Source organism: Moritella dasanensis ArB 0140, from assembly GCF_000276805.1.
Lineage (GTDB): Bacteria > Pseudomonadota > Gammaproteobacteria > Enterobacterales > Moritellaceae > Moritella > Moritella dasanensis.
Window position 1 is genome coordinate 198,382 of sequence record NZ_AKXQ01000007.1, and the last position, 12,932, is coordinate 211,313.

At 40.8% G+C, this 12,932-nt stretch carries 10 protein-coding genes; 8 read left to right on the forward strand and 2 right to left on the reverse strand.

Features of this window, described 5'->3' with window-relative positions; all coding sequences use genetic code 11:
• Positions 1-75 precede the first annotated feature (75 nt).
• Entirely contained in the window at positions 76-993 is a 918-nt protein-coding gene (gene rdgC / locus A923_RS0108080) for a recombination-associated protein RdgC (protein ID WP_017221162.1), read from the reverse strand.
• A 398-nt stretch (positions 994-1,391) separates the two neighbouring features.
• On the opposite strand from rdgC, the gene phoB reads away from it, so the two are divergent.
• The 4 genes from phoB (at position 1,392) to A923_RS0108100 (ending at position 6,434) form a co-directional block, all read left to right on the forward strand.
• A complete protein-coding gene (gene phoB, locus A923_RS0108085; protein WP_017221163.1) occupies positions 1,392-2,078 on the forward strand; it encodes a phosphate regulon transcriptional regulator PhoB in 687 nt (228 codons plus the stop codon).
• A 22-nt stretch (positions 2,079-2,100) separates the two neighbouring features.
• Positions 2,101-3,399, forward strand: a complete 1,299-nt coding sequence (gene phoR / locus A923_RS0108090; protein ID WP_017221164.1) for a phosphate regulon sensor histidine kinase PhoR — start codon at positions 2,101-2,103, stop codon at positions 3,397-3,399.
• 268 nt (positions 3,400-3,667) lie between these two features.
• Entirely contained in the window at positions 3,668-4,645 is a 978-nt protein-coding gene (locus A923_RS0108095) for a PstS family phosphate ABC transporter substrate-binding protein (protein WP_017221165.1), read from the forward strand.
• Positions 4,646-4,973: 328 nt separating this feature from the next.
• Positions 4,974-6,434, forward strand: coding sequence for a NarK family nitrate/nitrite MFS transporter (locus tag A923_RS0108100; RefSeq protein WP_017221166.1), 1,461 nt, complete (start codon positions 4,974-4,976; stop codon positions 6,432-6,434).
• 204 nt (positions 6,435-6,638) lie between these two features.
• Here the strand turns inward: A923_RS0108100 and A923_RS0108105 are convergent, their stop codons facing one another.
• Positions 6,639-7,142 carry a glycine cleavage system transcriptional repressor gene (locus tag A923_RS0108105; protein WP_017221167.1) on the reverse strand — a complete coding sequence of 168 codons (504 nt, stop codon included), beginning with the start codon at positions 7,140-7,142 and terminating at the stop codon, positions 6,639-6,641.
• A gap of 241 nt (positions 7,143-7,383) precedes the next feature.
• On the opposite strand from A923_RS0108105, the gene A923_RS0108110 reads away from it, so the two are divergent.
• From A923_RS0108110 to phoU, 4 genes are all read left to right on the forward strand, one after another.
• Positions 7,384-9,594, forward strand: a complete 2,211-nt coding sequence (locus A923_RS0108110; protein WP_017221168.1) for an ABC transporter permease subunit — start codon at positions 7,384-7,386, stop codon at positions 9,592-9,594.
• Between the two features lie 27 nt (positions 9,595-9,621).
• Positions 9,622-11,268: a phosphate ABC transporter permease PstA gene (gene pstA / locus A923_RS0108115; protein ID WP_017221169.1), complete on the forward strand. Its 1,647-nt coding sequence runs from the start codon at positions 9,622-9,624 to the stop codon at positions 11,266-11,268.
• Positions 11,269-11,276: 8 nt separating this feature from the next.
• Positions 11,277-12,095: a phosphate ABC transporter ATP-binding protein PstB gene (gene pstB / locus A923_RS0108120; RefSeq protein WP_017221170.1), complete on the forward strand. Its 819-nt coding sequence runs from the start codon at positions 11,277-11,279 to the stop codon at positions 12,093-12,095.
• A gap of 74 nt (positions 12,096-12,169) precedes the next feature.
• A complete protein-coding gene (phoU, locus tag A923_RS0108125; RefSeq protein ID WP_017221171.1) occupies positions 12,170-12,877 on the forward strand; it encodes a phosphate signaling complex protein PhoU in 708 nt (235 codons plus the stop codon).
• Positions 12,878-12,932: the final 55 nt, after the last annotated feature.

A 12,932-nucleotide genomic window follows, 5' to 3' on the forward strand; every position in this document is an offset into this window, starting at 1 on the left:
AGTAGATAGTCAGGGGAAGGGGAAGGGGAGAATGCAGCATAGCGCAATGGCTATACTGCATGGTAATACGATAGTTTATTTTGTCGTTGTCGCTTCTTCGCCGCCTAATGCCGTGATCAGGTCAGGGATAAAACGCATCAACTCGCCAGTCATCAACGCAAAGTCAGCATCAAATTTAGCCGCGTAGTCATCGGTTGCAACATCATCATTTTGTTCTTTGATGAGGTCGCTAAATTTAAGACGTTTAACTGACATGTCTTCGCCCAATAAGAAAGACAGTGACTCAGTCCAATCTAAAGCTAGTTTAGTCACTAACTTATCGGCTTTAAGATGATGTTGGATCTCTTCGCTGGTTAAGTCTTGCTCTTTACAACGGATAATACCGCCATGTTCAAGTGCTGAGCGTAATTCTGCTTCATCACCTAATTCAAAACCGGGTGCTGCAGTGCCGTTGTTTAACCATTCAGTCATGGTGACGTCTGCAGGTGTTGTTAACGCAACAGGAATAACCGGTAGGCTACCAACACACTTACGTAATAACGCGATCAGGTCTTCCGCTTTTTTAGCGCTTGATGCATCCACCACTAATAAGTTTTGTGAAGGGCAGATCCAAGCGAACGTTTGGCTGCTACGTGGGAATGCACGTGGCAGTAACTGATGGACGATATCTTCTTTTAGCGCATCTTTTTCTTTTTTCTTCAGACCACGGCCTTGCTCTGCTTCAATGGTATCTACTTTTTCTTGTAGCATGTCTTTGACAACAGATGCAGGTAATACGCGGTCTTCTTTCTTTGCACAGATCAGAATGTTATCTGTAATGCCGTGTGTTAAAGCTTGACCTGATTTACCCAGCGGTTTTATCCAACCGAATTTAGATAAATCTTGGCTACCACAAGGGGTAAAAGGGAAATCAGCTAACTTGGTTTCAAGTTGTTCAATATCTAGTTCAAATGGACGAGTGAAACGATAAATTAGTAAGTTTTTAAACCACATTATGGCAGGACCTTGGTATCAACTGTTTGGATAACCAGTATACTAAAGGAGGTTGGAAATACAAGTTTGCAGCTTGGCTAAACATGCAGCAATCAAGATCGGAGGTAAATAATGACGGCTATAATTAAAAAGCCTAAATAGATAATGGAAACGCATATTTTGATTATTAAAATCAGCACTTTAATTAAATGCTATATTTAGCCACTATTAATGACATTTGTTAGGTGATAAGCGATTTTTTCATAAAAAATTCATTAATGTAATAATTCTGAAACATATTGAGCTGATAATCGCTTTCAGTTAAAGTCGAAAGATAAATCGGTCTTTTTTCATTTAAATAGAAATCTTTTACTGACTGTACGCAGTTGATAAGGGAATAATAGTAAAGGATATTTAAAGTGTCTAAGCGAATTTTAGTAGTTGAAGATGAACTGGCGATCCGTGAAATGCTGTGTTTTGCATTAGAACAAAAAGGATTTGATGTTTCTGAAGCTGGGGATTATAACGAAGCGGTAGAGCGACTCGTTGAACCTTACCCTGATTTGATCTTGCTTGATTGGATGTTACCGGGTGGCAGTGGCATTAAATATATTAAACACCTTAAGTCTCAACCTCATTCATCTGCTATTCCGGTCGTGATGTTAACTGCACGTGGTGAAGAGGAAGATAAAATCAAAGGCTTGGAAGTTGGGGCTGATGATTACATCACCAAACCATTTTCACCAAAAGAATTAATTGCCCGCTTAAATGCCGTTATGCGCCGTGTTGCGCCAATGACACAAGATTCAGTTATTGATATCAGTGGTCTGCAACTTGATCCTGTTGCGCATCGCGTATCTGCGGGTGATTCAGTGATTGATATAGGTCCAACAGAATTTAAACTATTGCACTTTTTTATGACCCATACAGAACGTGTATATAGTCGTGAACAGTTATTAGATAATGTTTGGGGTATGAATGTATATGTCGAAGACCGTACGGTTGATGTGCATATTCGTCGATTACGCAAAGCATTAACACCGAGTGACCATGATAAATATGTGCAAACTGTACGTGGTGCAGGTTACCGCTTCTCGGTACGTTAATCAGTAGAGTTGAAGTTACAATATGAATAAAACGAATGTTTTTGTCAGTGGCTTATGGCGACTGCTTTATTGGTATATCCCGTTTTTTCTTGTTGGTTTAGTCTTTGATAACATCACATTGAGTTTACTCATTGCCACTGTGGTTAATATCATTGCCCTATATCGTAATCAATATGTATTGCATAAATGGCTGTGGGTAGGACGCAGTGCGACACCGCCTGAAGGTAAAGGCAGTTGGGAAGCTATTTTTAATGGTATCTACAGTTTGCAGCGTCGCCATAAACGTAAGCGTAAAGAGCTGCGCGTGGTGATCCGCCGTTTTCGTGAAGGTGCAGAAGCGCTGCCCGATGCGGTAGTGGCGTTAGATACTGACTACTCGATTATGTGGTGTAATAAATTAGCGCAACAAATGATCGGCTTGAAATGGCCAGAAGATGCCAATCAACATATTGGTAACTTGATCCGTACCCCGGATTTCATCCAATATTTGAATTCTAAAGATTACCAAGAGCCATTAGAGATCACTTCTCCGACGCATAATTCGAAAACATTAGAAATCCGTATCATGACTTATACTGATGACCAGTCGATGCTGGTGGCGCGTGATGTCACCGAATTGCGTCAACTGGAACAAGTCAGACGTAATTTTATGGGTAATGTGTCGCATGAATTACGGACGCCGTTAACCGTATTAAAAGGTTATCTGGAAATGCTGGAACCGGATGAGTCGGACAAAATGTTTTTGCGTGCACATAAAGTGATGTCTGAACAAACGGCACGTATGGATTCATTGGTGAATCAATTGCTGGCCTTGTCTCGTATTGAAGCTGCACAGGCTGTCGACTTTGAAAAACAAGTTGATATACCGTTTATGCTGTCGATGTTAGAGCAAGAAGTATTAATTTTAGGGGCGGATAAAGCCTTGCAGGTTGAGTTTCATATCGAACATGGGTTGTTTGCCATGGGTGATGAATCGCAATTACGCAGTGCGGTGTCTAATTTAATTTACAATGCGGTACGTTATACACCTGAACAAGGTAAAGTTGTCGTGGAGTGGAAACAAACCGCTGCTGGTGGCTTATTGAGTGTGACCGATAATGGCGATGGTATCTCTGCAGAGCATGTGCACCATTTAACCGAACGTTTTTATCGTGTCGATGATGCGCGTTCACGTGATTCAGGGGGGTCGGGTATTGGTTTATCGATCGTTAAACATGTATTGACCAATCATGACAGTTTGTTAGAGATTGACAGTAAGGTAGATAAAGGCAGTTGCTTTAGCTTTACATTGCCGCAGGTTACACAGGTAAAACGTCATTAGGCTCTAGTGCTGTTCCTGCAGTTCGGTCGACCAAGCAAAAGCCCATTCGTTATGTAATGGGCTTTTTAATTTTTATCTGTAAGCGTTTATTTGAAACGGTTAATTTAAAATAGTTTGGTAAAAATGTGTCGCTGTCATCAAACCGTCATGTTTCGTTCATATTATTGTCATCAGTTTATTGGATACTTGTAGTCACAGAAACGAGATACGAATTTTAAATTAGTAGTCATCGAGACGAAACAAAACATTATACTTGGAGAAGTAAAAAATGAATATTAAACAAATTGTTGTAGCATTAGGGATTTCAATGACAGCAATCGCTTCACAAAGCGCATTTGCAGCAGGTCTAGACCCTAAATTACCTGAATACCAAAAAGTAAGTGGTATCTCTGGTAACCTATCTACAGTTGGTTCAGATACATTAGCAAACATGATGACGTTGTGGGCTGAAGAATTCAAACATACTTACCCAAGTGTTAATGTACAAATTCAAGCGGCTGGTTCTTCTACTGCGCCACCGGCACTAACGGAAGGTACTTCACAATTCGGACCAATGAGCCGTAAAATGAAGTCGAAAGAAATTGAAGCGTTCGAAAAGCGTTACGGTTACAAGCCAACTGCAATTCGTGTTGCTATTGATGCATTAGCAGTATTCGTACACAAAGATAACCCAATTAAAGGTTTAACAATTGCTGATGTTGATGCAATCTTCTCAAGCACACTAAAATGTGGCCAATCTAAGCGTATTGAACGTTGGGGTGAATTAGGTCTAGAAGGTTCTTGGGCAGAGCGTGACGTACAATTATTTGGTCGTAACTCAGTATCAGGTACTTATGGTTACTTCAAGAAGAAAGCACTGTGTAAAGGTGACTTCAAGAACAACGTAAATGAGCAACCAGGTTCAGCATCTGTTGTACAATCGGTATCATCATCATTGAATGCAATCGGTTATTCAGGTATCGGTTATAAAACATCGGGTGTACGTGCAGTCGCATTAGCTAAAAAAGGCACTAACTACATAGATGCCACATTAGATAACGCAGCATCAGGTAAATACCCACTGTCTCGTTACCTCTATGTTTACATCAACAAGGCGCCAAACAAAGCATTATCACCAATGCAAACTGAGTTCTTGAAATTGATGTTATCGAAACAAGGTCAGAAGATCGTAGCGAAAGATGGTTACATCCCACTACCTAACTCAGTTACATCAAAAGACCTTAAGAAAGCCGGCATTACACTGTAATACGACTTACTTAAGTAAATGATTTGAAGCCCGCTATTTAGCGGGCTTTTTGCATTCTGGCGTACTGAGTCTCGACTCGCCTTTTATGGCGCAGATCTACTTATCGCTGAGCTTAGAACTATTGCTCGTAAAGTGATACATTCATCACATTTAATCCCCAACTTGGTGCATTTTTTTAGTCTAGGTCTAAATGTTTTTTATTTTTATTGTTTAAGTTATTGATAGTTAATGGTTTACTTATGTATCCCTTAGTTGGCATCAGTGTTGCAGTACCTTAGCTAGGATAAAAATTTTATATTTGGTTTTAATTATTTAAGAGGGATTTTTTATGGGACAAGAAAAATTTAACATATTGTCTTTTTCAGGGAAGATGAAAACCTTACACTTATCGTGGATGGCATTTTTTATTACGTTTGTGGTTTGGTTTAATGCCGCGCCATTAATGTTGGCTATTAAAGACAGTATGGGACTGACCACGGAAGAGGTGAAAACCTTACTTATTTTGAATGTGGCGTTAACGATCCCTGCGCGGGTTATCATTGGCATGTTAACCGATAAATACGGGCCTCGGATTGTCTATTCTACCTTATTAGCCGTCTGTTCAATTCCATGCTTTATGTTTGCGATGGCGACGACATTCGAACAATTGGCCATTGCGCGTTTCATGATGGGTCTGATTGGTGCGGGTTTTGTGGTTGGTATTCGTATTGTGAGTGAATGGTTTCCTGCCAACGAGTTAGGTACTGCAGAAGGTATTTATGGCGGTTGGGGTAACTTTGGTTCTGCTGCTGCAGCATTCACACTACCGACAGTAGCGTTATTGTTTGGTGGCCCTGATGGCTGGCGTTATGCGATTGCCATTACTGGTTTAATGAGCTTAGCATTCAGTGTTGTGTATTATCTTAATGTCACAGATACACCAAAAGGTGCGACTTATTTCCGTCCTAAAAAAGGCGGGGCAATGGAAGTGACAAGCAAAAGTGATTTCTTTTTGCTGCTGTTCATGAAATTACCTATGTATTTAACGCTCGACCTATTAGCGTGGAAATTATTACAAGTTGATATGTTTACCGAGGCGACGACGCATGCGGTTTATATTGGTTTAGCAGTATTGTATGTACTCGATTGCTGGAAAACATACCAAGTAAACAGTGATATCTTTGTTAAAGAAGTGCCTGAAATTGAGCGTTATAAGTTTAAGCAAGTCGCTGTGCTTAATGTATTGTACTTCTCAACATTTGGTTCTGAATTAGCCGTGGTGTCTATGCTGCCGTTATTCTTTGCTGAAACATTTGGCTTAGGGATGGCTGAAGCGGGTATGGTTGCGGCTTCTTATGCCTTTATGAATCTAATGTCTCGCCCTGGTGGCGGTTGGATTAGTGATCGCTTTGGTCGTAAGAAAACACTACTTATCCTGACCGCGGGTTTAGCGGTTGGTTATTACACCATGTCACAAATCACGGCGGATTGGTCACTTGGTCTTGCTATCGCAGCTGCAATGGCGTGTTCGTTCTTTGTGCAAGCTGGTGAAGGTGCGGTATTTGCTGCAGTGCCGTTAATTAAACGTCGTTTAACAGGACAGATTGCCGGTATGACTGGCGCGTATGGTAATGTCGGTGCGGTATTTTATCTAACGCTGTATTCAATCGTATCAACGCAAGTATTCTTTTATGCTATTGCGGTGACTGCTATCGTTGGCTTTATTGCTTTACTCTTGATGGAAGAGCCAAAAGGTCATATTGCAGAAGTGGATGAAGACGGTAAAGTCACGTTAATCAATGTGTCATAAACGAGCTAACGCTTGATATTTATATTGAGGTTGTGAAACCATTTATGACTGGTTTATGACTGGTTTATGACTGGTTTATGACGGTTGATTGTGACCGTTAATCAGCATGAATATTGATTGTTACAATGTGATTATGTGGCTACATGAAAGAAAAACGGCGCCATTATCTTATTGATAATAGCGCCGTTTTGTTTGTGCGATGTTTTACGCTTCGGTCATTTCAGAAATTAAAGTAGGTGAAATTTTTGCAAGCGCAATATTGAATTTATCCATATCTAAGTTTTCTGGTAACGCGAGTTTCAATTTGGCGTAAAAGCGGTTGTTATCAGATTGCCACAAATCTTTACAATGGGTTGTGATCGCTTTCAATTCAATGTCATGCTGCGTCAGTACCTGAGATACTTCATTGATAATGCCAGGGCGATCGCTATCTTGAATAATGAGACAAGGTGATTTTTGCCAAACACTTTGATTTTTACCTTCCGCGAAATTGATGGTCAGGCCTGGAATGAGGCTCAATGCTTCACATAAATCACGGTAATATTCATCTTCGACTGAAATTTGTAAGATACCTGCAAACTGTCCAGCGAGCTCACTCATGTTACTGGCTAGCCAATTCCCTTTATGCTCTGCGACTACACGTGATAAATTATTGATGAGTCCTGATTTATCATCACCGATAAGCGTTACGATCAGTTGTTTAAGCATTACTAAACCCTACTGTAAGAAATTCGATGTAAATGTGGCGTTTTAGCTATTTTCATCACTTAATATGATGCGGCGTACTATATGCAAATAGCATGCATAAATATAGTGTCGTTATGTAAATATCAGAACTCAGTCGAGCTAAAGTGGAATATATGTAACCTTGTTGCGTGATGTCATATAACTGTCATATATATTACCTATAATCCCGTTGTGATTAATTACAGCTAAAGACGAGGGAAAGATGGCTGAACAGTTTTCTTTAACGATTGCGGGCTCCCGCAAGCGTTTACTTAAAGATAAACTTGCAGAATACGGTATTAAAATGGGCGGTGGTGTTGTACTGATGACACTTTTGTTAATATTTTTCTATCTATTATATGTGGTTTATCCGGTTTTTGAATCTGCGAAAGTAGAATCTAAAGCACAATACAGCCAATCTTTTGCTGGTAAAACCTATGCATTAGCAATGGAAGAGCAAAACGAGATTGCTTACCGTTATAGTGACTTAGGGATTAACTTCTTTAATACTATGGATCCTAGTGTGGCGTTAATGCAGTATGCATTACCACAACAAGCCGCATCATTTGGTCTAAGTGGACCAACATCATCAGCCGTGGTATTCGGTTTGAATGATGGTCATGCGATTGTCGCTGCAGCAGATTTCGATATTACTTATCCGAATGATGTACGACTCATTACCCCACAAATTGAGTTTCCGTTTGGCCAACAACCGATTGAAATTGATAGCCAAGGGCAAACACTAAAAAATATTGCCATTGAAGTTGAAGGTGAAAACGCTGCGATTGTTGCGGTAACCGCCGATAATCGTGGTGTGTTATTACGCTACGTTGCTGAAGAAAACTTCATGACAGAAGAGTTGGAGTGGAGCAGTGAAAGAATCGAACTGCCTTCAATGCCAATGGATATTGACCAAGTATTGCTAACACCTAACTTCCGTTTCATTTTTATGCGCAGTGGTAACAAACTGTCTATCTACGATATCCGTGATACCGATGATATTTCCATTGTTGAAGTGTTAGACATTAATGAACACCAACAGAATGTTACTCATGTGGCATTGCTCACAGGTGCAAGTTCATTATTAGTTGGTAATGACAATGGCGTAGTCAGTCAGTGGTTTGAAGTGGCGAAAGACGGTGAGCGTAAGTTTACTAAGATTCGTCAGTTCGATGCTAAATCAAGTGTGACTGATATTACCATTGAATATTCACGTAAAGGTTTCATGACTGTGGGGGCGGATAATAGCTTAAGCATTTTCCATACTACTGGCGAAACAACATTATTACACCAAGACCTTAAAATGGGTTCACTGCAACACGTTGCTATCTCTCCTCGCGCAAATGCGTTTATGGTTGAATCAGAACAAGGTATTGGTTTTTACAAGCTAACCAATGAGCATCCAGAAGTAACATGGAGCGCATTGTGGCAAGAAGTTTGGTATGAAGGTTATCCTGAACCAGATTATGTTTGGCAGTCAACATCAGCATCAGATGACTTCGAAGCGAAATTAAGCTTAGTGCCAATCACGTTTGGTACCATTAAAGCGGCATTCTATGCGATGTTATTCGCGGTGCCGATTGCGGTAGCGGGTGCTATTTATACTGCTTACTTCATGAATTCTGGTTTACGTAAAGTAATCAAACCAACCGTTGAAATTATGGAAGCCTTACCAACGGTGATCCTTGGTTTCCTTGCGGGTCTGTGGTTAGCACCGTTTGTGGAAATGCATTTACCTGGGGTCATGATGATCGCGGTGTTATTGCCATTCTCCGCCGTACTGGTGGCTGCAATTTGGCATTTCTTACCACAGTCATTTGTAAATCGTGTTCCTGAAGGCGCACACGTTATCATCCTATTGCCAGTATTACTGTTGGTGGGTTACTTATCGGTATTAGCTAGCCCGCTAGTAGAAGATTTAGTATTTGATGGTGATGCACGTGCTTACATCAATGATATCTTTGGTTTCGACCAGCGTAACTCACTGATTGTGGGTATTGCGATGGGCTTTGCGGTTATTCCGACTATCTTCTCGATTGCTGAAGATGCGATTTTCAGTGTACCAAAACATTTAACGCAAGGTTCATTAGCGTTAGGTGCGACAAGCTGGCAAACACTGGTTAAAGTGGTATTGCTAACAGCAAGTCCAGGTATCTTCTCTGCTGTCATGATGGGTCTAGGCCGCGCGGTTGGTGAAACGATGATTGTATTAATGGCAACCGGTAATACCCCGGTAATGGACTTCAATATCTTCTCTGGTATGAGAACATTGGCAGCCAACATTGCGGTAGAAATGCCTGAATCAGAAGTGGGTAGTTCGCATTATCGCGTCCTGTTCTTAGCAGCCTTCGTACTGTTTGTATTGACGTTTATATTCAATACCATTGCGGAATTCGTGAGACAGCGTTTACGTGAAAAATACAGCGCGATTTAATCTAATGCTTGTAACTAGGATATTAAAATGAAAAATTGGTTTCGCTCAGGATCGCCTTGGATATGGATGACAGGTGGTGCTGTAAGCATAAGTTTGATTGCAGTACTTGGTTTGTTAATGTTGATCGCATGGCGTGGTCTGACTTACTTTTGGCCAAGTGCGATACATGAATTTAATGTACAGCTAGAAGATGGCTCAAGTCGCACTATTATTGGTGAGATTTACGACCGTGAAGTCGTGCCTATTCAGCGCTTACTCGAAGCGGGTGTCAAGATTGACCCGACGCTAGAAACAGTAGAGCGTATTTTAGTTAAAACCGGTAACCGTGAATATGTTGATTTAGATTTCAGCTGGTTACTGGGGCCTGCAATTACCGAGCAATCAACACCAGCTGCAGTTGCTGTGTTTGAACGTTTCAATAACGGTAACTTTTACGGTTACCCGGTTGCTATCGAAGAAGATGGGGTGAAGAAGACCTTAACGTCTGCGGCGCAATTAGATGCCTTGATTGACCGTGCTGTCGCATTGAACGACAAAGCACAAGATCTACAGAAAGGTGATATTAGTTCAGTTAACTATGAGTTAGAGCGTATTCGCTTAAAGTTACGTAGTTATGAACTGAAAGATGAACTGACTAGCGAGATTGAAGCGAAATACAGCAAGATTTCTGCAGGACTGCGTGCCGAATACCAAATTGATGAAGCGCAATTATTCAGTTATCGTGACCAAGCTAATCGTGATGCTGTTATTGTCAAAGACATGCGTGGTGAAGAAGTTCGTATTCCATTATCAAACGTGCTGGACGTGACTTACCCGAACGACATGAGTATCGTCAGTAAGATCGGTCATTGGTTTGGTAACATGGGTAGCTTTATTACCAGCGACCCACGTGAAGCAAATACCGAAGGCGGTGTTTTTCCGGCTATCTTTGGTACCATCTTTATGGTGATGTTGATGGCTGTTATTGTGACGCCATTAGGTGTGGTTGCAGCGATTTACTTACACGAATATGCACCGAAGAATGGTTTAACGAAAATGATCCGTATTGCGGTGATTAACCTCGCCGGTGTACCATCAATCGTATACGGTGTATTTGGTCTGGGTTTCTTTGTTTACATGTTAGGTGGTTCTATTGATGAACTATTCTATCCTGAATCGTCACCATCACCGGTATTTGGTTCGCCAGGGGTATTATGGTCGGCATTAACATTGGCTATCTTAACGTTACCTGTGGTAATTGTATCAACGGAAGAAGGCTTATCGCGTATTCCGACATCATTACGTCAAGGTTCGCTGGCACTGGGTGCAACGAAGTTTGAAACGTTATGGCGTATTATTGTGCCAATGGCAAGTCCGGCTATTATGACGGGTCTTATTCTTGCTGTTGCGCGTGCTGCGGGTGAAGTTGCACCGTTAATGCTAGTGGGTGTAGTCAAACTTGCACCAACACTGCCGGTTGATATGAACTTTCCGTACATTCACGTTGAACGTAAGTTCATGCACTTAGGTTTCCACATTTATGATGTTGGTTTCCAAAGTCCAAACGTAGAAGCGGCAAGACCATTAGTTTATGCCACGTCGTTCTTGTTAGTCACGGTTATTATCGGACTAAACTTAACGGCCATTGGTGTGCGTAACCATTTACGCGAAAAATTCAAAAATTTAGAGCTATAGGAAAGAACATGATTGATATGAGTTCAAATTTGACTGATGCAGTAAGCTTAGATGTTAATAACTTATCAGCAGCAGATACAGCATTAGAAATTAAAAACTTAGATTTATTCTATGGTGACAAGCAAGCTTTGTTTGATGTGAGTATGAAAATACCGAAAAAACAAGTCACCGCTTTCATCGGTCCGTCTGGTTGTGGTAAATCAACCCTGTTACGTTGTATTAACCGCATGAATGACCTGGTTGATATCTGCCATATTAAAGGCGATATTAACTTACATGATAAAAATATTTATGACCGTGATGTTGATGTAGCAACACTGCGTCGTAATGTTGGTATGGTGTTCCAGCGTCCTAATCCATTCCCTAAATCAATTTATGAAAATGTAGTTTATGGTTTACGCTTACAAGGCATCAATGATAAACGTCGTTTAGATGAAGCGGCTGAATCTTCACTACGTGGTGCAGCAATCTGGGATGAAGTGAAAGACCGTTTACACGAGAATGCATTCGGTTTATCGGGTGGTCAGCAGCAACGTTTAGTTATCGCTCGCGCTATTGCCATTGAGCCTGAGATCTTATTGCTGGATGAACCAACATCGGCACTGGATCCTATTTCGACATTGGTTATTGAAGAATTGATCACAAAGCTGAAGGAAAAATTCACCGTTGTTATCGTAACGCATAACATGCAACAAGCTGCGCGTGTATCAGACCATACTGCATTTATGTATATGGGTAAGCTGGTTGAATACTCAGATACGAATACGTTATTTACCACACCCGCTAAAAAGCAGACAGAAGATTATATTACGGGTAAATACGGTTAATTAAGACTTTTTTGTTTTAATAAAGAGTTAGATTTAATAAAGAATTAGCGTGAATACACGCAAAAGGACACAAAATGGATAATTTAACATTAGGCCGTCATATTTCTGGCCAATTTAATGCAGAGTTAGAAAGTATTCGTAACCAAGTAATGGTGATGGGTGGATTGGTTGAAGAACAACTTAACTCAGCAATTGAAGTATTATCATCACAAGATATTGATAGTGCCAACAAGATCATCGATACCGATAAAAGCGTCAACTCAATGGAAGTGGCGATTGATGAAGCTTGCACACGTATTATTGCAAAGCGCCAACCGGCAGCAAGTGATTTACGTCTGGTCATGGCCATCATTAAAACCATTACCGATTTAGAACGCATTGGTGATGTGGCTGACCGTATTGCCCGCACTGTGATTGAAAACCGTAACAAGAAATCACCGCCGCTGGTAAGCATGGAAAACATGGGCCGTCATACGGTTAAAATGTTACATGACGTACTGGATGCTTTCGCGCGTATGGATGTTGATGCGGCGTTTAAAGTATATCAAGAAGATGTCAAAGTTGACCGTGAATACGAAAGTATCATTCGTGAATTAATGACGTACATGATGGAAGATCCACGTTCAATCCCACAAGTACTGAATGTACTTTGGTGTGCACGTGCACTAGAACGTGTAGGTGACCGTTGTCAGAATATTTCTGAATACATTATCTACTTTGTTAAAGGTAAAGATATTCGCCATATTAATCACGACGAAGTGAGGGATTTACTCGCCAAATAGGCGGGTTATATTCCGCCTTTCAGTGAATGATTTAAGCCTTGTTTATCAATTGATA